The sequence below is a fragment of the Kitasatospora sp. NPDC094016 genome (assembly GCF_040304045.1).
In the GTDB taxonomy this organism is placed as follows: domain Bacteria; phylum Actinomycetota; class Actinomycetes; order Streptomycetales; family Streptomycetaceae; genus Kitasatospora.
Map to the genome: position 1 here is coordinate 223,396 of NZ_JBEOUK010000005.1, position 21,718 is coordinate 245,113.

Genomic DNA, 21,718 nt, shown 5'->3' on the forward strand with positions numbered 1-21,718 from the left:
GGCCCCGGTAAACGCCCACGGAGCTGAAAGTTCGGTCGCGGTTTCCGGAACGATCCAGGCCTTTCGTATAGGAGTTCCCAACCCGCGTCCAACTCTTCACAAGCAGGGCATCGGCCGAGGCCGTCAGGGCATTTCCTGGAATGGAAAGACCCAGCCGGGCGAGCGCCCGGCGGGCGCTGGGAGACGGCTATGAGCGAGATGATCGGTAGCCCCCTCGGTGGCAACGCGCTGAGCGCCCCCGGCCTGGCCGGACGGCCGCACACTCCCGTCGAGACCGTGCGGGAGGCCTACTCCTTCGCCTGCCTGCGATGCGGGTACGGATGGGAGCAGGCGTACGACATCGAGCACCACGCCGGCAAGGACGGGCACGTCGTGTTCGAATACCACGCCAACGGTGTCCGGGTACCGTCCCCGCTGCTCAAGCCGACCTGCCCGGGGTGTGGCGGACACACCGTCCGGATCATGCGCGAGGGCCGGGTCGCCACCGCCGACCAGTCCTGGCACCACGCCCCCGGCTACCCGGCGCACGCCGAGCCGGCCGGGGCGCCCCCGGTGTCCGACCCCGTGAAGCCGCGCGGACGCTGGGCCCGGTTCTGGTCGCGGCTGCTGGGCTGACCGCCGGCACCGGGAGCGCACGCGGGGGCGCACCGGGGGCCGCCCGCCGCGAGCAGTGCGGCGGGCGGCCCCCGCCGTCGCCGGTCATGCGGCCATCCGGTCGGGGGCGGCGGGCGGCAATCCGGTCGAGGGCGGCAGGCGGCAATCCGGTCGAGGGCTGCGGGCGGGCCCGACTAAGCTTTCCGACCATGGCGGCCACTTCAGACCACAGCACCACCGGGGCGACCGCCCCGGCGTACTACGTTTCCACCCCGATCTACTACGTCAACGATCGCCCGCACCTGGGCCACGCGTACACCACCGTGGCGGGCGACGTCCTCACCCGCTGGCACCGCCAGCGCGGCGAGAAGGTGTGGTACCTGACCGGCACCGACGAGCACGGTCAGAAGATCATGCGGACCGCCGAGGCGAACGGCGTCAGCCCGCAGGAGTGGTGCGACAAGCTGGTCGAAGAGGCCTGGAAGCCGCTCTGGGAGCACCTGGAGATCGCCAACGACGACTTCATCCGCACCACCCAGCAGCGCCACACCGACCGCGTGCAGGAGTTCGTCCAGGACCTGTACGACAAGGACGAGATCTACAAGGGCGGCTACTCCGGCCCGTACTGCGTCGGCTGCGAGGAGTTCAAGCTCCCGGCCGAACTGCTCGACGGCGCCACCGAGGACGAGAAGCTCTGCGCCGTGCACAAGCGGCCGGTCGAATGGCTGGAGGAGGAGAACTACTTCTTCCGCCTCTCCGCCTATGGTCCGAAGCTGCTGGAGTTCTACGCCGCCAACCCGGACTTCATCCAGCCGGCCTCGGCCCGCAACGAGGTGCTGCGCTTCGTCGAGCAGGACCTGAAGGACCTCTCGATCTCCCGCTCCACCTTCAACTGGGGCGTCCCGCTGCCCTGGGACGAGAAGCACGTCCTGTACGTGTGGGTGGACGCGCTGCAGAACTACATCACCGCGGCCGGCTACGGCAGCGACCCGGAGCGCTTCGCCGAGCTGTGGCCGGCCTCCGTCCACCTGGTCGGCAAGGACATCCTGCGCTTCCACGCGGTGATCTGGCCCGCCATGCTGATGGCCGCGGGCCTGCCGCTGCCCAAGCGGGTCGTCGCCAACGGCTGGCTGATGGTCGGCGGCGAGAAGATGTCCAAGTCCAACCTGACCGGCATCTCGCCCACCGACCTCACCTCGCACTTCGGCGTGGACGCCTACCGCTACTACTTCCTGCGGGCGATCCCCTTCGGCACCGACGGCTCGTTCTCCTGGGAGGACTTCACCGCCCGGTACACCTCCGAACTCGCCAACGACTTCGGCAACCTGGCCTCCCGGGTCGCCGCCATGGTCGGCAAGTACTTCGACGGCGCGCTGCCGGCCGCCGCCGCCCCCGGTGACGCCGAGCAGGCCATCGCGGACGGCCTCGCCACGGCCCTCGCCACCGCCGACCGGAAGATCGGCGAGGAGCTGGACTTCGCCGGCGGCCTCGCGGCGATCTTCGAGTTCGTCAAGCAGGTCAACGGCTACCTCACCGAGCAGGAGCCGTGGAAGGTCGCCAAGGACGACTCGGAGCAGGGCCGGGCCCGCCTCGCCACCATCCTCTACACCGCCGCCGAGGCGCTGCGCGGCACCGCCGTCATGCTCAACCCGGTGATGCCGTCCACCGCCGAGAAGCTGTGGACCTCGCTCGGCGCCGAGGCCGGCCTCGGCGCGCTCGCCGCGCAGACCATCGCCACCACCGCCGACTGGGGCCGGCTGCCCGCCGGCAGCACCGTCACCAAGGGCGAGATCCTGTTCCCGCGCCTCGAAGAGAAGCCCGCCTCCTGATGTCTGCCAAGGACGACGCCCGGTCGACCCCGCCGCCACTGCCGGAACCCCTGGCCGTGGCGGTGGCCGACTCGCACACCCACCTCGACATGCAGGCCGGCACCCCGGCCGAGGGACTGGCCCGGGCCGCCTCGGTCGGGGTCACCACGGTCGTCCAGGTGGGCTGCGACGTGCCCGGCTCGCGCTGGGCCGCCGAACTGGCGGCCCAGTACGAGCAGGTGCACGCGGCCGTCGCCCTGCACCCCAACGAGGCGCCGCGGATCTTCCTCGGCGACGCGGACGGCTGGTCCGGCCAGCAGCGGAAGGCGGGCGGCGGGGCCGCGCTGGAGGAGGCCCTCGCCGAGATCGACCGGCTCGCCGCCCTCCCGCAGGTCCGCGCCGTCGGCGAGACCGGCCTCGACTACTTCCGCACCGGCCCCGAGGGCGTCGAGATCCAGAAGGAGTCGTTCCGCCGCCACATCGAGATGGCCAAGCGGCACGACAAGGCCCTGGTCATCCACGACCGCGACGCCCACGAGGACGTCATCGCCGTCCTGCTGGCGGAAGGCGCCCCCGAGCGGACGGTCTTCCACTGCTACTCCGGCGACGCCGAGATGGCCAAGGTCTGTGCCGAACACGGCTGGTACCTGTCCTTCGCCGGCCCGGTCACCTTCAAGGCCAACCAGCCGCTGCGCGACGCCCTCGCCGCCACCCCCCTCGACCGGGTCCTGGTCGAGACCGACGCGCCCTTCCTCACCCCCCACCCCTACCGCGGCAGGCCCAACGCCCCGTACCTCATCCCGGTCACCGTCCGCTCGATGGCCGGCACGCTGGGGCTGCACGAGGACGAGCTGGCCACGGCGATCGCGGAGAACACGGCCCGGGCCTTCGGGTACTGAGCCGGTCGAACGAAAGTCGGATTCCGGCGGAACGATTCGGCACTCCCGGCTGCTTCTTAGGCTGGCTAGCATGAGTGCAGTGAGGGAGGTGGCGATGACCGCCGAGCCGATCGACTGGATGCATCCGCCGTCCCAGGGCTGGACGTACGAGCAGGCTCAGAAATTCGACCTGCCGTTCGAATGGGATCTGGTGGACGGAGTCATCGTGGTCCGGGGGCAGACGAATTTCTGGCATGACCTCGTGCGTTCGGGACTGGAGCGAGCGCTGCACAGTGCGTGTGTCGTGCCGTACGCGGTCCTGCCGGAGCGGTGCGTGCTGGTCGACGAGGCCAACACGACCAAGCCGGACGTGGTGGTTTTCGACAAGACCGGCATCGACCCCTTTGCGTTGGACTGCCAGCCGGTCGAGTCCGTGGTGCTGACGGTCGAGGTGGTCTCCAACGGCTCCCGCGCGGACGACCGTTTCCGCAAGCCCGGCCAGTACGCCGAGAAGAAGATCCCGTACTACTGGCGGGTCGAGCGCGGCCTGGACAACCTGCCGATCGTGCACGAGTTCCACCGGGACGACGAGAAGGGCGTCTACCTGCCCGTCGCCCAGCACGAAGGCGTGCTCCGCACCTCGGTGCCGTACCCCGTCGAGATCGACCTCGCCGAGGTCGTCGAACTCTGAGGGCCCCGCGCGCCCGTATCCTTGGCGCGTGAGCACCACCGACCCCACCCCTGACAGCCACCTGCTGGGCGCCGCCGACATTCGGGAGCTGGCGGCCGCGTTCGGCGTGAAGCCGACCAAGCAGCGCGGGCAGAACTTCGTCATCGACGGCAACACCGTGCGGCGGATCGTCCGGGCAGGCGGGGTGACGGCCGAGGACGCGGTGGTCGAGGTCGGGCCCGGGCTCGGGTCGCTGACGCTGGCGCTGCTGGAGGTGGCCGCGCACGTCACGGCGGTGGAGATCGACCCGGTGCTGGCACAGCACCTGCCGGCGACCGTCGCGGCCCGGATGCCCGGCAAGGTCGACAGCTTCGACCTGGTGTTCAGCGACGCCATGGAGGTCACCGAGCTGCCCGGGCCGGCGCCCACCGCGCTGGTCGCCAACCTGCCGTACAACGTGGCCGTGCCCGTCCTGCTGCACATGCTGGCGACCTTCCCCAGCATCGAGCGCACCCTGGTGATGGTGCAGGCCGAGGTCGCCGACCGGCTCGCCGCCAAGCCCGGCAACAAGGTGTACGGCGTCCCGTCCGTCAAGGCCAACTGGTACGCGGACGTGAAGCGGTCCGGTGCCATCGGCCGGAACGTGTTCTGGCCCGCCCCCAACGTCGACTCCGGGCTGGTCTCGCTGATCCGCCGCGAGCCGCCGAAGACCACCGCCAGCCGCAGGGAGGTGTTCGCCGTCGTCGACGCCGCGTTCGCCCAGCGGCGCAAGACCCTGCGCGCCGCGCTGGCCGGCTGGGCCGGCTCCGCCGCCGGGGCCGAGCAGGCGCTCGCCGCCGCCGGGATCGACCACAAGCTGCGCGGCGAGATGCTCACGGTGGAGCAGTTCGCCGCGATCGCCGAGCACAAGCCGGGGATCGCCGGGCAGGAGCCGGGGATCGCCGGGCAGGAGCCGGGGATCGCCGGGCAGGAGCCGGGGATCGCCGGGCACGAGCCGGGGATCGTCGGGCACGAGCCGGAGGCGGACTCCCAGTGATCACCGTGCGGGTTCCGGCCAAGGTCAACGTCCAGCTCGGGGTGGGCGGACTGCGCGCCGACGGGTTCCACGACCTGGCCAACGTGTTCTTCGCCGTCGCCCTCGGCGACGAGGTCACCGCCACGGCGGGGGAGGGCGTCACGCTCTCCTGCACCGGGCCGGACGCCCACGTCGTACCCCTCGACGACGGCAACCTCGCCGCCCGCGCCGCCCGCCTGCTCGCCGCCCACCACGGCATCGCCGACCCCGGCGTGCACCTGCACATCGCCAAGGCCATCCCGGTCGCCGGCGGCATGGCCGGCGGCAGCGCCGACGGGGCCGCCGCGCTGGTCGCCTGCGACGCGCTCTGGCAGCTCGACACCCCCCTCGACACCCTCCTGGAGCTGGCCGCCGAACTCGGCTCCGACGTGCCGTTCGCCCTGCTCGGCGGCGTCGCGCTGGGCCTCGGCCGGGGCGAGATCCTGCAGCCGCTCACCGTCGACGGCACCTTCCACTGGGTGTTCGCGGTCGCCGACGGCGGCCTCTCCACCCCCGCCGTCTTCCGCGAGTGCGACCGTCTGCGCGAGGAGGCCGGCACCGGCTCCAGCGACACCGACGTCCGCACCCCCGACGCCGACCCCGCACTGCTCGCCGCCCTCGCCCAGGGCGATGCCGTCGCGCTGGCCGCCGCCCTCGCCAACGACCTCCAGCCCGCCGCCCTCTCGCTGCGGCCCGCGCTCGCCGCCACCCTGCGGGCCGGCACCGAGGCCGGTGCGCTCGGCGCCCTCGTCTCCGGCTCGGGGCCGACCTGCGCGTTCCTCGCCAAGGACGCCGACGCGGCCGCCGCCGTCGCCGAGGCGCTGCGGGCCTCCGGCACCTGCCGGACCGCGCACGCCACGTACGGGCCGGTGCCGGGGGCGGCGCTCGTGCCGTAAGGCCCCGCCGGTGACGTAGGGGGCGCTCCCGTGCCGTAGGGCCCTCGCCCGTGCCGTAGGGCCCTCGCCCGTGCCGTAGGGGCTTCGCCGGTTCGGGGCCCGCCGCTTTCGGGGCCCCCGCCGCCGCAGGCGGTGAGGGCGCTTCGGCGGGCCCATTAGGCTGGGGAGATCGGGGCGTCCCCGACAGGGGTGCCCGGCCGCGACCGGCGGACCGCCCCGAGACCGCCAATCCCAGGAGCGCAGCAGACGTGGCCGTCAACCTCGCCACCATCGAGTCCGTCACGAAGGTCTACGGCACCCGCGCCCTCCTGGACGGAGTCAGCCTCGGCGTCAGCGAAGGCGACCGGATCGGCGTCGTCGGACGCAACGGCGACGGCAAGACCACCCTGATCCGGATGCTCGCCAAGCTGGAGGAGGCCGACAGCGGCCGGATCACCTGGAACGGCGGCCTCCAGCTGGCCGTCCTCACCCAGCACGACTCGCTCGACCCGACGGCCACCATCCGGCACGAGGTGATCGCCGACCGGGCCGACCACGAGTGGCTCGGCGACGCCCGCATCCGCGACATCGTCGAAGGCCTCTTCGGCGGTCTCGACCTGCCCGGCTTCGCCGACGGCCTCGACACCGTCATCGGCCCGCTCTCCGGCGGCGAGCGCCGCCGGATCGCCCTCGCCAAGCTGCTCCTCGGCTCTCCCGACCTGATCGTCCTCGACGAGCCCACCAACCACCTCGACGTCGAGGGCATCAACTGGCTCGCCCAGCACCTGCAGAAGCGCCGCTCCGCGCTGGTCTGCGTCACCCACGACCGCTGGTTCCTCGACCAGGTCTGCACCCGGATGTGGGACGTCCAGGGCGGCGCCGTGCACGAGTACGAGGGCGGCTACTCCGACTACGTCTTCGCCCGCGCCGAGCGCTCCCGGATCGAGGCCGTCGAGGAGCAGAAGCGCCAGAACCTCGCCCGCAAGGAACTCGCCTGGCTGCGCCGCGGCGCCCCCGCCCGCACCTCCAAGCCGCGCTACCGGATCGAGGCCGCCAACGCCCTGATCGCCGACGTGCCGGAGCCCCGGGACCGGTCCGAGCTGATGAAGTTCGCCAACGCGCGACTGGGCAGGACCGTCTTCGACCTGGAAGGCGTCACCGTCAAGGCCGGCCCCAAGCTGCTGCTGGAGGACCTCACCTGGCAGCTCGGCCCCGGCGAGCGGATCGGCCTGCTCGGCGTCAACGGCGCCGGCAAGACCTCGCTGCTGCGCGCCCTGCGCGACGCGTACGCCTCCGAGGGCGACGTGCAGCCCGCGTCGGGTCTGATCAAGGTCGGCAAGACGGTGCGGCTCGCCTACCTGTCGCAGGAGGTCGCCGAACTGGACCCGGCCATCCGGGTGCTCCAGGCCGTCGAGCAGGTCCGCTCGCGCGTCGACCTCGGCAAGGGCCGGGAGATGAGCGCCGGCCAGCTGTGCGAGCAGTTCGGCTTCGGCAAGGACAAGCAGTGGACGCCCGTCGGCGACCTGTCCGGCGGCGAGCGGCGGCGGCTCCAGCTGCTGCGCCTGCTGATGGACGAGCCCAACGTGCTCTTCCTCGACGAGCCCACCAACGACCTCGACATCGAGACCCTCAACCAGCTGGAGGACCTGCTCGACGGCTGGCCCGGCTCGATGATCGTCATCAGCCACGACCGGTTCTTCATCGAGCGGACCACCGACGTCGTCCACGCGCTGCTCGGCGACCAGAAGATGCGGATGCTGCCGGGCGGCGTCGACGAGTACCTGGAGCGGCGGGCGCGGATGGCCGCCTCGATCGCCGCCGCCGCTTCGGCCGCGTCGGGTGCTTCGACCGCCTCGGCTGCTTCGGCCGCGGCGTCCGGCGGCTCGGACGCCGGGACCGCCGCGTCGGCCCTGTCGGGTGGCGACCTGCGGGCGGCGAAGAAGGAGATGCAGAAGATGGAGCGGCAGATCGCCAAGCTGGACCAGAAGGAGTCCAAGCTGCACGCCCAACTCGCCGAGCACGCCGCCGACTTCTCCAAGGTCGCGGAGCTGGACGCGCAGCTGCGCGCCGTCCGGGAGGAGAAGGAGGAGCTGGAGCTGAGCTGGCTGGAGCTGGCCGAGCAGGTCTGAGTTCTGGTCGGAGTTCTTTCGTCGGGGTTCTTTCGTCTGAGTTCTGGTCGGAGCCCGGCCGGAGTCCTGGCCGGATTCCTGGCCGGGACGGGGGCTCCGTTCGGGCCCTACCGGGCCAGCAGGGCCTCCAGCTCGTCCGCCGCACGCCCCAGCGCACTGCGCGCCGGGTCGTGCGGCGCCGTCGGGCGGGCCGCCGCCCCGGTCGGCGGGCGGTGCTCCCGGGCCGCGGCCGTCAGCTCGTCCAGCGCCCGGCGCACCCGCCCCACCTCCGCCGGATCCGGCACCCGGCCGCCGTACCGCAGCTGCGCCGCGAACGCCGCCACCGCGCCGCCCAGCCGCTCCAGCGCCGCCGTCGCCGGCAGCCACTGCTCCGCCAGCCGCCCCGTCGGCGGCGGCTCGGCCAGCCCCTGCCGCACCTCCTGGCGGGCGTCCTCCAACGCCCGGTACGCCGTACGGCGCAGCCACACCTCGGCCCGGCCCGCGTCCCCGGTGACCGCGTCCAGATAGGCCCGCAGCGCGGTGGCCGCGTCCACCAGCCGGGGCTCGATCCGGTGCCGCGGACGCTCCGGCCACAGCAGATAACCGAAGAGCAGCACGATCGCGCTCGCGAGCACCGTGTCCAGCACCCGCGGCCAGAACTCGGCCGCGCTGCTCTGCCCGCCCAACTGGAGCAGGATCAACGCCATCGGCGTCATCGCCACCGTGTTCAGCCCGTAGTGCGCCGCCGTCACGTACGGCAACAAGGCGACGCAGAACGCGGCGATCGCCGTCAGCACCCACGCGTCGGTCGTCAGCGACACCACGGCCGCCGTGACCGCCACCCCGAGCACCGTGCCGATCGAGCGGCTCACCGCCCGCAGGAACACCGAACCGAGATCCGGCTTCAACACGAAGGCGATCGTCATCGGCACCCAGTAGCTCTTGCTGAGCGGATAGCTGGCCGTCACCGCCGAACCCACCGCGATGCACAACGCCACCCGCAGCCCGTACCGGACCGAACCGCGCGACAGCAGCCGCACCCGCAGCCGCCACGGATCGGGCGGCGGCGCCGGGGCGGTACCGACCTCCGCCTCCCGGCCGGCCACGGTGTCGGCCGCCGCACGCAACGCCACGTCCAGGGCCTGCCGGGACGGCGTGTCCGGCTGCCACTGCGGGACAGTGACCTCGCCGCCGCCCCGCCGGACCGCCTCCGCCAACCGCAGCGGCACCTCCGCCACCTCGGGCGGCACCGGCCGCCACGCCCACAACAGGCCCGTCGCCGCCTCGGTGGCGGCCAACGCCGCCTCGTACATCCGGCGCAACCGAACCGTACGGGCGGACTCCGACCCCGGGCGGTGCGGTCGCGGGAGGAGGTCCTGCAACTGGTTCAACCGGGCCGTCAACACCTGGCGCGAAGCCGCGCCCTGCGGCGTGCCCAGATCGGCCAGCGTCCGGCCGAACGCCTCGTACGCGGCCGCCAGCGCACGGTTGCGCGGATCCGAGGCCGGGCGGCGGTGCGCGCCCCCCGGCAGACCCAGCACCACCACGAACGCGGCACCCGCCAGCATCATCGGCGCCGCCGCCCACCACGGATCCGGCAACGGCATCCCGCTGCCCAACGCCGCCGACACCAGCAGCAGCATCCCCGCCGCCGAACCCCGCGGGCCCGTCGCACTCAGCGCGCCGGAAGCGAACGCCGTGAACGTGAGCGCCGCACCGAGCACCACCGCCGAAACGTGCACGTGCTGGAGAGAAGTGCCGATCAGCATGCCGAGCGCCGAAGCCAGCACCGCCGACGCGATCCGGGGCACCCGCAGGCCACTCGGCTCCGCGCGGTCGTTCATCGTCGCGTGCATCGCGCCCAGACCGGCGAACACCCCCAGATCCAGCCGGTGCGCCAGCAGCCCCGCGGCCAGCGGCACCGCCATGCCCACCGCCGCGCGGGCCATCAGCGCCAGCGGCAACGGCGGTCGGGAAGGACGGGCGGCGCGGGCCCACCAGGAGGGGGCGGACTCGTCTGCAGGCATCAGGTCACGTCCGTTCTGCGGCCAGGGGTCGCTGCTGTGCGACATTGCGCGGCAGATGGGGGCGTACCCGGTCCAACCGGGCGAGGCCAGTCTACCGGGGCCCGGCGCGGCACCCCCGAGGGCCGCACGTGTCAAGTTCGTACCGATCCCGCACAGGCGGGCCAAGGGCCCTGCCGACCCGACAGGGGCGGTGGCTACGATTGCGGAGGCGGAAACCGCCCCCAGGGCGGGCGGCGCACCGACCAGCACTGTACGACCGAGAAGTTGACGGTATGTTGCGGATCGGCGGCACCGGGATCACCCCGAACCGCCGACCGTACGGGGGAGAGGTGAACTGCTGTGGCAGGAGAGGTTCCACCGAACACGGGGGCCAGTCCGGACACGTCCGGTGACGTCACGCCATTTATGCTCAGCCACATGATGGGGTTCGGCCCCCTCGTCAGCACCGTACAGACGAACGTCAGCGCCGCCGACCTGGTCTCCGCCTTCGGCAAGAAGGACGTCAAGGTCGAGCTCGACACGCTCACCGCGTTCGCCAAGAAGATCGAAGCCCTGCTCCAGGCCATGGAAGGCTCCCCGGCGGCCCCGTACAAACTCCAGGAACAGAAGCTGACCGGCGGAAGCTTCGCCAGCGCGGAGTTCGCCGAAGCGACAGCCCTGACCGCGGCCTACGACAAGGTGCACACCCAGCTCGTCAAGCTGCACAAGGACTTCGTGTCGCAGATCGAGGCGATGAAGACCGCGGTCGCAGCGACGGCGGGCAACTACTCGGCCAACGAGGACGACACGACGGCGGCGCAGAACGCCGTCGCGAAGAACGCGGGCGGCCCCGCGCCGGCGGGGACCTCACCGAAGCGGACCGACGTCGACCTCTGATGGCGGTCCGGGGAAAGGCATTCGGGGAATCGGGGAGTAAGTAGTGGCAGACGGAACGAACTTCGAGGGCGTCGGACACGCCCAGCTCAAGAAAATGGTCCAGAGCACCGACCCCACGACGGTGCTGAGCCGCGGCACCCAGCTGAAGTCGGCCGGCCGTGTCCTGAAGGAACTCGGCGCGGCACTCAAATCGCACATCGGCAACGTCAGCTGGGAAGGGCCGGCCGCCGAGAGCTTCAAGACCTGGGCAGGCAACCTGCAGCAGTCGGCCGCGTTGCTCGGTGACTACTCCACAACAGCCGGCGACGCCATGCACCAGGCCGGTGAGGCACTCAGTACCGCCAAGGTGGCCGTGCCGGACGTGCCACACGACGATGTCGACATCGTCAAGGCGCGCTCGACCCAGGGGGTGCCCAACCAGTTGGCGCTCACGAGCGCCAACTTCACCCCGACCGGGCCGACCACCGCCACCGTCGACGCCATGATGAAGAAGCAGAACTGCTCCTGGGTCACCGAGACGGAGGCTGTGGCCGCCTCCCAGCGGGTCTACAAGGCTCACCAGGAAGCCATCCACCAGATGGAGAAGCTGGGGCAGGCGTACGAGGCAGCGACGACGAAGCTGGCCGGGCTCGGGGACGTGGCTCTGCCGGGTACGCCGACGCCGACCAACCAGAACGACTCTTCCGGAGCGTCTCGAGGTGGAGGGGGCGGAGGTGGTGGAGGTTACGGCGGTGCTCTCCGAAGCCCCCGTACGAGTGGTGGTAGCTCGAATGGGAGCTACCGTCTGTCCGGTGGCAACTATGGCGGCGGTTCCGTCACGCCCCGCAGCCCGGAAGCGGGTTCGTGGGGACCGCCTGTTCCGGGTCGCACTGAAGCGATTCCATCGCACGGCGGCGGGCAGGTGCCAGCGCCGCCCGCGGACCCGGGTCCCTCGATCTCTCCATCTATTCCATCGGACCCCATTCACCGTCCCGGTACCGGGCTCGACAGCCTGCCTACCGTGCCGACGCTTCCTGGCCAGACCGGGCCGCTCGGTCCTGGCGGTGGTGGCAGCTTCCCGCCGGGCGGTCCGAGTGGTACCCCCGGTTACCCCGGTGGGCCTAGTGGCACCCCCGGCTACCCGGGTTTCGCGGGTAGCGGCTCGGTGACAGCTTTCCCGACCGGTGGTGGGGGTGGCTCGATCCCGGCCAAGGGCGGTGGTGGCGGTTCCATCTCGGGCAAGGGCGGGGGCTCGATCCCCGCCCGTACGGCTCCGTTCGGCGGCGGCTCGGTACCGGAAAAGTCCGGTGGCAGCCCGGGTTTGCCCAGCGGGACGGTCTTCGGCGCCCGCGAGGCCCAGGCGGGTCGGGCGGGAGCGGCCGGCGGCGCGGGCGGGGTGGGTGGCGGCATGCATCCGGGGATGGGTGGTGGTTCCGGAGCCGTCGGTTCGGGCGGCAGCTCGCGGGGCCGAGGCCTGACCTCGACCGGAGGAGGAGCGGTCGGCGGCCGCAAGGGCCCGGCTGCTGGCGGGGAGTTCACGCCGGGTGGTACGGGTCTGCGTAACCGGGCGGCTGCTGCGGGAGCCGTCGAGGGCGAAGCCCGCTCGGGGCAGAACGGCATGATGGCCCCCGGAACGACGGGTCGCTCCGGGCGGAACGAGCACGATCGCCGCAAGCGGGCCGACTACCTCCACGAGGACGAGGAAACCTGGACCAGCGGTACGCCGCACAGCAACCCGGACGTGATTGAGTAGGACGGCAACGACTGCCCGGCCACTGGGCTCTCCCGGTGGCCGGGCAGACCTGTTCGGGGCACGCTCCCCGGTCGACGGAGAGATTGACGAGGAGTTGCGATGGGGCAGACGAGCGTGCGAGCGCGTCGGCGGGTAGTTGCTGCTGCGCTTCTGGCAGTGGGAGTCGTGGTTGGCCCAGTTGCAGCACCGGCAGTTGCGGATGACACAGTCCGTGAGCGGCAATGGCATCTGGATGCCATGCATGCGCCGGAGATGTGGCAGATCACCAAGGGCCAAGGGATTACCGTCGCGGTGATTGACGGTGGCTTCAGACTGGATCACCCCGACCTGGTGGGGCAGTTCCTTCCGGGTAAGGACTTCAGTGACAGCCCTGGTGGTGTCGGGTCGTTCAATGACGGACACGGCACAGAGATGTCAAGCTTGATCGCGGGAACCGGTAGGGGTGTTGGTGGGACGGGTGCCTACGGTTTGGCGCCCGGGGTCAAGGTCCTGCCGCTCAAGATCAACAATGGATCTGCCGGATCTGTCACTTCGGCCGATTTCCTAAGTGAGATCGGGCAGGCCGTGAACTATGCGGTCGACCAGGGGGCAAAGGTTGTCAACATCTCGCAGGGTATGGCGGCGGCGAGGACGTCTCCGGACGATGTGGCCAAGCTGGACCGAGTGCTCGCGACCGCGCGAGCCAAGGGTGTTCTAGTTGTGGCCAGCGTGGGAAATGAAGCGAAGTCCGGGAATTTGGTGTCGTATCCGGGTGGATTGCCCAATGTGGTCGGCGTCGGGGCCGTTGACCGAAACGGCACTGTGACGGATGAATCGGAGTACGGCCCGCAGGTCGCTCTTGTTGCACCTGGTGCGGACATTTTTGCGGCTTGCACCTCATCGACTGAGTACTGCAAGAGTCACGGAACATCGGACTCGGCGGCTCTGGTTTCCGCTTCGGCTGCTTTGGTTTGGTCGGTGCACCCGAACTGGACGGCGAACCAGATACTGCGGGTGCTTATCAATACAGCGGGTAAGCCAAAGGATGGTTCCGCCCGTACGGACGATGCCGGTTATGGAGCGGTTAGGCCGCGGATCGCGCTGACGAGTCCTGGCGACCCGGGGCCAGCGGACGTGTCGCCGATCCCGGTTCCAGAGGCTTCGGCACCGGCCGCCCCGTCGCCCTCGGCGAGCCCGTCGGCCACTTCGACGCCCTCGCCGAGTTCGGTCGCCCCGAGCCCGAGTGATGTGGCGGTGGGGGCGCCGCCGGTGAAGCCGACGGCGGAGAAGTCCTCCGGTTCGGGTGGTGCCTTGCCGGTTGTGGCCGGTGTGGTGGGTGGGTTGGTGCTGGTCGCCGGTGTGGTGTTCGTCGTGCTGCGGCGGCGGAAGGCCAGTGGGCAGCCTGCAGTGGCGCCGGGGGAGGACCCGTACGTGCGGTGATCTGGGGGCCTGCGCCGGTGCGCGCCTCCGGTGTTGAGCCGGGGGCGCGTGGGGTGGGGGTGTGCGCGGTGGTCACCCGGGTGGGGGCTGGTGGCGCGGTGGGCTGGTGTCCAGGGTGGTGGTATGGATGCGGAGGAAGCCTGGCGGGCGGGGCAGTTGAGGCGTGCGGCGGCTGCGGCGCTGATCGGTACGGCGATCGAGTTCTACGACTTCTTTTTGTACGGGACGGCGGCGGCCCTGGTGTTCGGGTCGGTGTTCTTTCCTGAACTGGGCACGGTGGGGGCGCTGTTGGCGGCGTTCTCGGTGTACGCGGTGGCGTTCCTGGCCCGGCCGCTGGGGGCGGTGGTGTTCGGGCATTTCGGGGACCGGGTGGGGCGGAAGGCGACGCTGGTGGTGTCGCTGTTGTTGATGGGGCTGTCGACGGCGGCGGTGGGGGTGCTGCCGGGGTTCGGGTCTTGGGGGTGGTGGGCGCCGGTGGCCCTGGTGGCGTTGCGGGTGTGTCAGGGCGTGGGGCTGGGCGGGGAGTGGGGCGGCGCGGCGCTGCTGATCGCGGAGAACGCGCCGGCCGGGCGGCGGGGGCGGTACGGGGCGTTCCTGCAGTTGGGGCCGACGAGCGGGTTCGTGTTGGCGAACGGGGTGTTCCTGGCGGTCCAACTCGGCCTGGACGAGCGGGCGTTCCGTGAGTGGGGCTGGCGGGTGCCGTTCCTGGCGTCGTTGGGGCTGGTGGCGGTGGGGCTGTTCGTGCGGCTGCGGTTGGAGGAGACGCCGCTGTTCCGGCCGGACGAGCCGAGGGACCGGGCGCCGGTGGTGGAGGTGTTGCGCGGGCACTGGCGCACGGTGCTGCTGGGCTGTGGGGCGATCACCGTGGGGTACGCGCTGTTCTACCTGACCACGACGTACGCGTTGGCGTACGCGACGTCCGGGCTCGGGGTGGCGAGTTCGCTGGTGCTGGTGATGCTGCTGGTGGGCGCGCTGGGCATGGGCGTGACGGTGTGGGTGAGCGCGTCGCGCAGTGACGGTTGGGGGCGGCGGCGGACGCTGTGCTGGGCGACGGCGCTGGCGGCGGGGTGGTCGCTGGTGCTGTTCCCGCTGCTGGAGACGGTGCGCCGGCCGTTGATGTTCGTGGCGCTGGCGGGTGCGCTGGTGGTGCTGGGGTGCCTGATGGGGCCGGTGGCGGCGTTCCTGCCGGAGTTGTTCCCGACCCGGGTGCGGTACACGGGTGCCGCGTTGACGTACAACCTGGGCGGCGTGGTGGGCGGGGCGACGACGCCGCTGGTGGCGACGCGGCTGACGGAGGCGTACGGGACGGCGGAGCCGGTCGGCTGGTACCTGGTGGCGTTGGGCGTGGTGGCGCTGGGGTGCCTGTGGCTGCTGCCGGAGACCGGTGGCGCGGAGTTGGGGGCGGTGGACGGCGGACGCCGCCGGGCGCCCCTCCTGGGGGCGGACCCGGCGGCGTAGGTGCCGACCGTGCGGTGCGGTCAGCCGGCGAGGGCGGCGCGGCCGGCCAGCACGACGGCGGTGTGCTGGGCGACTCGCTCGCCGAGGTACTCGGCGGTCGCGATGTCGGCCTTGTGCACGGCCTCGGGGCCGGCGTCGGACGGGCTGGAGGCGGCGGCGCCGTTGAAGAAGCCGAGGCGGTTGAGGTCGTTCTCGGTGGCGGTGGTGGCGTTCCAGCCGGGCTTGAGGCCGAGGTTGACCCAGCTCATGGCGTGCTGGGCGGCGAGGGTCTGGAAGAAGCCGAGGGTGCCGGCCTTGTCGCCGCTCTTGGAGGCGGAGTTGGTGAAGCCGGCGGCGACCTTGTCCCGCCAGGCGTCGGAGAACCAGCGCTTGCTGGTGGCCTCGGCGAAGACGTGGAAGGCGCCGGAGGCGGTGCCCATGTAGGTGGGGGAGCCGAAGACGATCGCGTCCGCGGCGTCGAGCTGGGCCCACTGCTCGTCGGTGATGGTGTCGACGGCGATCGAGACGACCTCGGCGCCGGCGGCGGCGGCGCCGCGGGCGACGGCCTCGGCGATGACGGCGGTGTGGCCGTAGCCGGAGTGGTAGGCGAGGGCGACGGTCGGGCGGATGGCGGTCATGCGGGGGCACTCCTGTACGGAAACGGAAACGGGTACGGGCAGGGGCAGGGCAACGCAGGCAACGCAGGCAAGGCAGGGGGAAGGCAAGGGGCGGCGGGCGCGTGCTGTCGCACCCGGCCCGTCGACTGGTCTCCAATATAGACCAAGTCTCTATCGGTTACCAAGGATGGATTGGAGACCGTAGGGCTACCCTGGACAGCATGACGACGGAGGAAGCGGCCCGGGCGGAGAGCGGCACCGGGCGGCAGGGGCAGGAACGGGAGGGTGGGCAGGGCGGGGAGCAGGAGCTCGACGTCTTCGCCCAGCTCTGTCCCAGCCGCGCGATGTTCGCCGAACTGGCCGACAAGTGGTCGATGTTGATCCTGATGAGCCTCGCCGCCTGCGGGCAGCAGCGGTTCTCCGAACTGCAGCGCGGCGTCGGCGGGGTCAGCCGCAAGATGCTCACCCAGTCGCTGCGCAGCCTGGAGCGCAGCGGACTGGTGCGCCGCACCGTGTTCCCGGAGACGCCGCCGCGGGTGGTCTACGACCTGCTGCCGCTCGGCCGGGAGCTGGCCGTACTGCTGGCGCCGCTCGGCCGGTGGACGGAGCAGCGGACCGGGCAGATGCTGGCCGCCCGTGAGGAGTTCGACGAGGCGCACGCCGAAGGCTGACCAGGCGCGCACCGAAGGCGCGCCGAGGGCGTATCGAGGGCCGACCGGGCCCGCGCCGAGGGGTGGGTGCCCGCCCGCCGGGGGTCGGTCCGGCATGCGCCGGGGTCGCGGACCCGATTTCCCTTCCGGGGCGCCAGCCGTGTAATGTCTTCCTTGTTCGACCGGCCCGGTGAAAGCCCGGCAAGCCCCTATAGCTCAGTCGGTAGAGCGTCTCCATGGTAAGGAGAAGGTCTGCGGTTCGATTCCGCATGGGGGCTCCACTCGAAGGCCCTCGCTTCATGGCGAGGGCCTTTTGCCGTTCCCTGATCAGGCTGTCGGGCGCAGTGCGGCGGCCCGCTGCGGCGGCCGAACACGGTGGCCTAGCGGGTCGGGTACGGAATGCGCTGTGATGGTGCGTCATCGGCCGCCCGCCCGTGGGGTGCGGGCGCGAGCCGAACCCCGACCGGGAGGGCGTCATGGGCGTTCGACTCGTGGTGGTCGACGATCACCGGCTGTTGGCCGAGGCGCTGGCCACGGCGTTGCAACTGCGCGGCCACCGGGTGCTCGCGGTCGGCTGCCCGGCCGGGGTCGCGGCCGATCTGGTGGTCGGCCGGCGGCCGGAGGTGTGTCTGCTGGGGGTGGCCGCACCGAGTGAGCCGACGGCTTTCGACGGGCTGCGCCGGATCCGCCGGGAGCGCCCCGAGGTGGCCGTGATCGTGCTCGGGCCGGTGGGTGAACTGCGCGGTGTGGCGGGGGCGTTCGCGGCCGGGGCGGCGGGTTACGTGCCGAGCGACGAGCGGATCGGGGTGGTCGAGCGGGCGATCGGGCGGGCCCGGGCGGGCGAGGCGGCGGTGGCCGTGGACGTGCTGCGCGGGGCCTTCGACCAGTTGCTGCGGCCGGTCGCCGAGCCGGACGACGAGGCGGTGCGGCTGCTGCGGCTGCTGACCCGCCGTGAGGTGCAGGTGCTGGCCCGGATCGCGGACGGGGAGGACACGGCGGCGATCGCCGCCGGGATGCGGATCGCCGCGAGCACCGCCCGGACGCACGTCCAGCGGGTGCTGATGAAGCTCGGTGCGCGGACCAGGCTGGAGGCGGCCGCGGTGGCGGCCCGTACCGGGCTGCTGGAGCGGATGGCCGGGGGCTGAGGGGGCCTCGGGTTCCGTGAAACCGGCTCCGGGGCGGCCCGTTCACATGGTCCTGGGCACTCCGGCGGGCAGGGAGAATAGCCTCAGTCGTACACACGTCATCGACGGCCGCCGCTGATCCGGCGGACCGTCGCCCGCTGGAGGTCTCATCATGAGTAAGTACCTGGTCACGGGTGGCGCCGGCTATGTCGGCAGCGTGGTGGCCGCCCACCTGCTGGAGGCGGGGCACCAGGTGACCGTCCTGGACGATCTCTCCACCGGTTTCCGTGAGGGCGTCCCGGTCGGTGCCGAGTTCGTCGAGGGTCGGGTCCAGGAGGCCGGCCGGGTGCTGGACGGTTCCTTCGACGGCGTGCTGCACTTCGCCGCCTCCTCGCAGGTCGGCGAGTCGGTCGTGGACCCGGAGAAGTACTGGCGCAACAACGTGGCGGGTTCGCTGGAGCTGGTCGCGGCGATGCGCGCGGCGGGTGTGCGCAAGCTGGTGTTCTCGTCCACCGCCGCCGTCTACGGCGAGCCGGAGGTCGTGCCGATCGCGGAGACCGCCCGCACCTCGCCGACCAACGCCTACGGCGCCACCAAGCTCGCCGTGGACCACCTGATCACCAGCGAGGCCGTCGCGCACGGCCTGGCCGCCGTCTCGCTGCGCTACTTCAACGTGGCCGGTGCGTATGGCGCCTACGGGGAGCGCCACGACCCCGAGTCGCACCTGATCCCGCTGGTGTTCCAGGCTGCGCTGGGTCAGCGCCCGCACATCGCGGTGTACGGCGAGGACTACCCGACCCCGGACGGCACCTGCATCCGCGACTACATCCACGTCGCGGACCTGGCCGACGCGCACCTGCTGGCGCTGGACGCGGCCAAGCCGGGCGAGCACCTGATCTGCAACCTGGGCAACGGCAGCGGCTTCTCGGTGCGCGAGGTGATCGAGTCGGTCCGACGCGTCACCGGCCGGGAGATCCCGGTGCAGGCGGCCGGCCGCCGGGCCGGCGACCCGGCCGTGCTGGTGGCCTCGGCGGCCCGCGCCCACGAGGCGCTGGGCTGGACGCCGCGCCGCCCGAACCTGGACGACATCGTCGCCGACGCCTGGAAGTTCGCCCTGGAGAAGCACGGCAAGTAGGCCGCAGGGCCCCGCAGGCGCCGCTCCCGGAGGTTCGGGGGCGGCGCCTCGGCGTTGCCCGCTTCGACCGGTGATGGCGTGAAATCCCGCCACTCGCGCACCTCCTGACGAAACTTCACCAAACCGCCACGAGGGGGTTTCCCGGCCCGTACGCTGAGTGCGGTACCGGTGGGGGTCGGCGCCCTTTTTTCGGCCTCACCGGCCACCGGTGGGCGGGCGGATTGACGGGCCCAGACCGCGGGTGCCGGGGCCGGTCCCCGCCCCCGGGCTCGGGTCGGTCTGAGCAGGGGGGTAGTGACGATGGGGCGGATCCGCGTCCTGGTGGTCGACGACCACCGGATCTTCGCCGAGGCACTGGCCGCGGCGCTCGCCGCCGAGCCCGACGTCGAGGTGGGGGCGGCCGGCAGCGGTGCCGCCGCCGAGCGGGCGCTGGAGCGCGCCGCGGTCGAGGGGCGGGCCTTCGACGTGGTCCTGATCGACGCCGACCTGGGGGCCGAGGGCGCCGCTTCGGCGGGTGTCCGGGCCCGGCCCGGCCCGGACGCGGCCGACGCGGCCCGGCGGCGGCCGGCCCCGGCGGTGCCGCCGCCCCGCCACCCGGTCGGCCCACCGGTGGCGCAGTCCGGCGGACGCCAGGTGGACCTGCTGCGCCCGGGCGGGCGCGGTACGGAGCCGGCCCGCTCCGACGTGTACCGGGCCGACCAGCTCAGGGCCGCGCCTCCGGCACCGGACGGCATCACCCTGCTCGCCCGGGTCCGCCGCGCCCATCCGGGGCTGCGGGCGGTCGTGCTGGCCGCCGCCGACGACCCGCACCGCGCCGCCCGGGCCCTGCACGCGGGCGCCACTGGCTGGGTGGCCAAGGAGAGTTCGCTGGCCCGGCTGCTCTCCGTGGTCCGGGGGGTGCTGCGGGACGAGACGCACCTGCCGCCCGCGCTGCTGACCGGGGTGATCCGCGAGCTGACCACCGCCCGGCGGGACCGCACCGAGAGCGAGCGGCTGGTCGACACCCTCACTCCGCGGGAGAAGCAGATCCTGCGGTGCATGGTCGCGGGCCTGGGCCGGCAGGCGGTCGCGGAGCGGCTCTACCTGTCGCCGCACACCGTCCGGACGCACATGCAGAACGTGCTCGGCAAGCTCGGGGTGCACTCCACGCTGGCCGCGGTCGCGGTGGCCCGCCGGGCCGGGGTCAGCCCGGCCGAGCCGGCCCTGCCGGCGCCGCCGTCGGTCGCGACCGCGGTGGACCGGACGTGAGCTCCGGGGCGCGGGTCAGCCCGGGATGTTGTCGAACGGGGCGACCAGCTGCCGCAGGAGCGCGGCGAGTTCGCCCTGCTGGCCGGAGCTGAGCTGGGCGAGCAGTTCGCGTTCGTGCGAGAGCAGTCCGGCGAGCGCCTGGTCGGCGCGGTCGCGGCCGTCGTCGGTGAGCCGGACGAGCACGCCGCGCCGGTCGTCCGGGTCGGGCAGGCGCTTGACCAGGCCCTTGCCGGTGAGGCGGTCGATGCGGTTGGTCATGGTGCCGGAGGTGACCAGGGTCTGGGTGAGCAGCTGGCCGGGGGAGAGCTGGTAGGGGGAGCCGGCCCGGCGCAGGGCGGTCAGGACGTCGAACTCCCAGGGCTCCAGCCCGTGCTCGGCGAAGGCGGTGCGGCGGGCGCGGTCGAGGTGCCGGGCGAGTCTGCTGACCCGGCTGAGTACCTCCAGCGGCTGCACGTCGAGGTCGGGGCGCTCTCGGCGCCACGCTGCGACCAGCCTGTCGACCTCGTCCTCCATGACGATCAGTGTATCGGTGGATGTGTCGATGTGAAGTCTCTTGACGTCGAGAAATGTGCCAGCAAGGCTACCTGGGATATCTTGATGTCGAGATACTTGCGAGGTGGACCATGACCAGTCCCGTCTGGGACCCGGCGCAGTACCTGCGCTTCGTGGACGAACGCACCCGTCCGCTGCGCGACCTGCTCGCCCGCGTCCCCGCCCTCCCGAACCCGAGCGATCCCGTGATCCTCGACATCGGCTGCGGCCCCGGCAACTCCACCGCCGTGCTGCGCGCACGCTGGCCGCACGCCCGGCTCACCGGCGTCGACAACTCCGCCCCGATGCTCGCCACCGCCCGCACCGACGGTGAGCCCACCGCCGACTACCTGCTCGCCGACGCCCGCGACTACGACCCGGCCCCGGCCGGACCCGACCTGATCGTCTCCAACGCCACGCTGCAGTGGATCGACGGCCACCTCGACCTCGTCCCGCGCTGGGCCGGCGCCCTGCGGCCCGGCGGCACCGTCGCCTTCCAGGGCCCCGGCAACTTCGACGCCCCCAGCCACACCCTGCTCGCCGAACTCCGGCGCGGCCCCCGCTGGCGCGGCCTCCTCGGCGACGACGACACCAGGGCCGGCGTCCACCCGCCCGAGCGCTACCTGGACGCCCTCACCGCCGCCGGCTGCGCGCCCGACGTCTGGGAGACCACCTACCGCACCCTGCTCCCGGGCCCGGACCCGGTCCTCGCCTGGGTCAAGGGCACCGCCCTGCGCCCCGTCCTCACCCGGCTGACCGATCCCGCCCGCCAGGCCGCCTTCCTCGCCGAGTACGGGGCGCTCCTGCGCGAGGCCTACCCGGCCGGGCCGCACGGCACCGTCTTCCCGTTCCGGCGGATCTTCGCCGTCGGGACCAGGGCCTGAACCCGGGGCGGGAGGGCCGCCGGCCCTTCCGCCCGCCCGTCGGTCGCTCCT

19 protein-coding genes and 1 tRNA gene are annotated in these 21,718 nt (G+C 72.4%); 17 read left to right on the forward strand and 3 right to left on the reverse strand.

Annotated features, from left to right (window positions below; genetic code table 11):
- Window positions 1-189 precede the first annotated feature (189 nt).
- From ABT015_RS07630 to ABT015_RS07660, 7 genes are all read left to right on the forward strand, one after another.
- On the forward strand, window positions 190-615 hold the full coding sequence (locus tag ABT015_RS07630; protein WP_350877715.1) for a hypothetical protein: 426 nt from the start codon (window positions 190-192) through the stop codon (window positions 613-615).
- Window positions 616-803: 188 nt separating this feature from the next.
- Entirely contained in the window at window positions 804-2,423 is a 1,620-nt protein-coding gene (metG, locus tag ABT015_RS07635) for a methionine--tRNA ligase (protein ID WP_350877716.1), read from the forward strand.
- Window positions 2,423-3,301: a TatD family hydrolase gene (locus ABT015_RS07640; protein WP_350877717.1), complete on the forward strand. Its 879-nt coding sequence runs from the start codon at window positions 2,423-2,425 to the stop codon at window positions 3,299-3,301. The genes metG and ABT015_RS07640 overlap by 1 nt, the downstream gene beginning before the upstream one ends.
- Before the next feature lie 70 nt (window positions 3,302-3,371).
- The gene (locus ABT015_RS07645) at window positions 3,372-3,971 is read left to right on the forward strand and encodes a Uma2 family endonuclease (RefSeq protein WP_350877718.1); all 600 of its coding nucleotides are present in this window, start codon (window positions 3,372-3,374) and stop codon (window positions 3,969-3,971) included.
- A gap of 28 nt (window positions 3,972-3,999) precedes the next feature.
- On the forward strand, window positions 4,000-4,986 hold the full coding sequence (gene rsmA, locus ABT015_RS07650) for a 16S rRNA (adenine(1518)-N(6)/adenine(1519)-N(6))-dimethyltransferase RsmA (RefSeq protein ID WP_350877719.1): 987 nt from the start codon (window positions 4,000-4,002) through the stop codon (window positions 4,984-4,986).
- Window positions 4,983-5,900, forward strand: coding sequence for a 4-(cytidine 5'-diphospho)-2-C-methyl-D-erythritol kinase (locus ABT015_RS07655; RefSeq protein ID WP_350877720.1), 918 nt, complete (start codon window positions 4,983-4,985; stop codon window positions 5,898-5,900). The genes rsmA and ABT015_RS07655 overlap by 4 nt, the downstream gene beginning before the upstream one ends.
- A 248-nt stretch (window positions 5,901-6,148) precedes the next feature.
- Window positions 6,149-8,008: an ABC-F family ATP-binding cassette domain-containing protein gene (locus ABT015_RS07660; protein ID WP_350877721.1), complete on the forward strand. Its 1,860-nt coding sequence runs from the start codon at window positions 6,149-6,151 to the stop codon at window positions 8,006-8,008.
- 107 nt (window positions 8,009-8,115) lie between these two features.
- On the opposite strand, the gene ABT015_RS07665 is transcribed toward ABT015_RS07660, so the two are convergent.
- Window positions 8,116-10,014: an FUSC family protein gene (locus tag ABT015_RS07665; RefSeq protein WP_350877722.1), complete on the reverse strand. Its 1,899-nt coding sequence runs from the start codon at window positions 10,012-10,014 to the stop codon at window positions 8,116-8,118.
- Between the two features lie 417 nt (window positions 10,015-10,431).
- On the opposite strand from ABT015_RS07665, the gene ABT015_RS07670 reads away from it, so the two are divergent.
- The 4 genes from ABT015_RS07670 to ABT015_RS07685 all read left to right on the forward strand — a co-directional run bounded on the left by ABT015_RS07670 (window position 10,432) and on the right by ABT015_RS07685 (window position 15,499).
- Complete coding sequence (locus tag ABT015_RS07670; RefSeq protein WP_350877723.1) at window positions 10,432-10,890, forward strand: DUF2563 family protein; 459 nt, start codon at window positions 10,432-10,434, stop codon at window positions 10,888-10,890.
- A 43-nt stretch (window positions 10,891-10,933) separates the two neighbouring features.
- Window positions 10,934-12,622 (forward strand): WXG100 family type VII secretion target, encoded by a 1,689-nt coding sequence (locus ABT015_RS07675; RefSeq protein ID WP_350877724.1) that lies wholly within the window; start codon window positions 10,934-10,936, stop codon window positions 12,620-12,622.
- Between the two features lie 99 nt (window positions 12,623-12,721).
- Window positions 12,722-14,041 (forward strand): S8 family serine peptidase, encoded by a 1,320-nt coding sequence (locus ABT015_RS07680; RefSeq protein WP_350877726.1) that lies wholly within the window; start codon window positions 12,722-12,724, stop codon window positions 14,039-14,041.
- A 123-nt stretch (window positions 14,042-14,164) separates the two neighbouring features.
- Window positions 14,165-15,499: an MFS transporter gene (locus ABT015_RS07685; RefSeq protein WP_350877727.1), complete on the forward strand. Its 1,335-nt coding sequence runs from the start codon at window positions 14,165-14,167 to the stop codon at window positions 15,497-15,499.
- A gap of 20 nt (window positions 15,500-15,519) precedes the next feature.
- Here ABT015_RS07685 and ABT015_RS07690 read toward each other — a convergent pair whose 3' ends face one another.
- Entirely contained in the window at window positions 15,520-16,116 is a 597-nt protein-coding gene (locus ABT015_RS07690; RefSeq protein WP_063348057.1) for a flavodoxin family protein, read from the reverse strand.
- A gap of 200 nt (window positions 16,117-16,316) precedes the next feature.
- On the opposite strand from ABT015_RS07690, the gene ABT015_RS07695 reads away from it, so the two are divergent.
- From ABT015_RS07695 to ABT015_RS07715, 5 genes are all read left to right on the forward strand, one after another.
- Window positions 16,317-16,766, forward strand: a complete 450-nt coding sequence (locus ABT015_RS07695; RefSeq protein WP_350877729.1) for a winged helix-turn-helix transcriptional regulator — start codon at window positions 16,317-16,319, stop codon at window positions 16,764-16,766.
- Between the two features lie 184 nt (window positions 16,767-16,950).
- Window positions 16,951-17,026: transfer RNA gene (locus ABT015_RS07700), tRNA-Thr, on the forward strand.
- 195 nt (window positions 17,027-17,221) lie between these two features.
- On the forward strand, window positions 17,222-17,890 hold the full coding sequence (locus ABT015_RS07705; protein ID WP_350877730.1) for a helix-turn-helix transcriptional regulator: 669 nt from the start codon (window positions 17,222-17,224) through the stop codon (window positions 17,888-17,890).
- 151 nt (window positions 17,891-18,041) lie between these two features.
- Window positions 18,042-19,004: a UDP-glucose 4-epimerase GalE gene (gene galE / locus ABT015_RS07710; RefSeq protein WP_350877731.1), complete on the forward strand. Its 963-nt coding sequence runs from the start codon at window positions 18,042-18,044 to the stop codon at window positions 19,002-19,004.
- 300 nt (window positions 19,005-19,304) lie between these two features.
- Window positions 19,305-20,252 carry a LuxR C-terminal-related transcriptional regulator gene (locus ABT015_RS07715; RefSeq protein WP_350877732.1) on the forward strand — a complete coding sequence of 316 codons (948 nt, stop codon included), beginning with the start codon at window positions 19,305-19,307 and terminating at the stop codon, window positions 20,250-20,252.
- 15 nt (window positions 20,253-20,267) lie between these two features.
- Here the strand turns inward: ABT015_RS07715 and ABT015_RS07720 are convergent, their stop codons facing one another.
- Window positions 20,268-20,765 (reverse strand): MarR family winged helix-turn-helix transcriptional regulator, encoded by a 498-nt coding sequence (locus ABT015_RS07720; protein WP_350877733.1) that lies wholly within the window; start codon window positions 20,763-20,765, stop codon window positions 20,268-20,270.
- Between the two features lie 110 nt (window positions 20,766-20,875).
- Between ABT015_RS07720 and ABT015_RS07725 the strand changes: the two genes are divergently transcribed.
- On the forward strand, window positions 20,876-21,667 hold the full coding sequence (locus ABT015_RS07725) for a methyltransferase domain-containing protein (protein WP_350877734.1): 792 nt from the start codon (window positions 20,876-20,878) through the stop codon (window positions 21,665-21,667).
- Window positions 21,668-21,718: the final 51 nt, after the last annotated feature.

What these genes read in the sequence shown, in the direction of transcription:
- ABT015_RS07630 (WP_350877715.1), top strand. Translation starts at nt 190, where the DNA reads ATGAGCGAGATGATCGGTAGCCCCCTCGGTGGCAACGCGCTGAGCGCC.
- metG (WP_350877716.1), top strand. Translation starts at nt 804, where the DNA reads ATGGCGGCCACTTCAGACCACAGCACCACCGGGGCGACCGCCCCGGCG.
- ABT015_RS07640 (WP_350877717.1), top strand. Translation starts at nt 2,423, where the DNA reads ATGTCTGCCAAGGACGACGCCCGGTCGACCCCGCCGCCACTGCCGGAA.
- ABT015_RS07645 (WP_350877718.1), top strand. Translation starts at nt 3,372, where the DNA reads ATGAGTGCAGTGAGGGAGGTGGCGATGACCGCCGAGCCGATCGACTGG.
- ABT015_RS07665 (WP_350877722.1), bottom strand. Translation starts at nt 10,014, where the DNA reads ATGCCTGCAGACGAGTCCGCCCCCTCCTGGTGGGCCCGCGCCGCCCGT.
- ABT015_RS07670 (WP_350877723.1), top strand. Translation starts at nt 10,432, where the DNA reads ATGATGGGGTTCGGCCCCCTCGTCAGCACCGTACAGACGAACGTCAGC.
- ABT015_RS07680 (WP_350877726.1), top strand. Translation starts at nt 12,722, where the DNA reads ATGGGGCAGACGAGCGTGCGAGCGCGTCGGCGGGTAGTTGCTGCTGCG.
- ABT015_RS07685 (WP_350877727.1), top strand. Translation starts at nt 14,165, where the DNA reads ATGGATGCGGAGGAAGCCTGGCGGGCGGGGCAGTTGAGGCGTGCGGCG.
- ABT015_RS07690 (WP_063348057.1), bottom strand. Translation starts at nt 16,116, where the DNA reads ATGACCGCCATCCGCCCGACCGTCGCCCTCGCCTACCACTCCGGCTAC.
- ABT015_RS07695 (WP_350877729.1), top strand. Translation starts at nt 16,317, where the DNA reads ATGACGACGGAGGAAGCGGCCCGGGCGGAGAGCGGCACCGGGCGGCAG.
- ABT015_RS07705 (WP_350877730.1), top strand. Translation starts at nt 17,222, where the DNA reads ATGGGCGTTCGACTCGTGGTGGTCGACGATCACCGGCTGTTGGCCGAG.
- galE (WP_350877731.1), top strand. Translation starts at nt 18,042, where the DNA reads ATGAGTAAGTACCTGGTCACGGGTGGCGCCGGCTATGTCGGCAGCGTG.
- ABT015_RS07715 (WP_350877732.1), top strand. Translation starts at nt 19,305, where the DNA reads ATGGGGCGGATCCGCGTCCTGGTGGTCGACGACCACCGGATCTTCGCC.
- ABT015_RS07720 (WP_350877733.1), bottom strand. Translation starts at nt 20,765, where the DNA reads ATGGAGGACGAGGTCGACAGGCTGGTCGCAGCGTGGCGCCGAGAGCGC.
- ABT015_RS07725 (WP_350877734.1), top strand. Translation starts at nt 20,876, where the DNA reads ATGACCAGTCCCGTCTGGGACCCGGCGCAGTACCTGCGCTTCGTGGAC.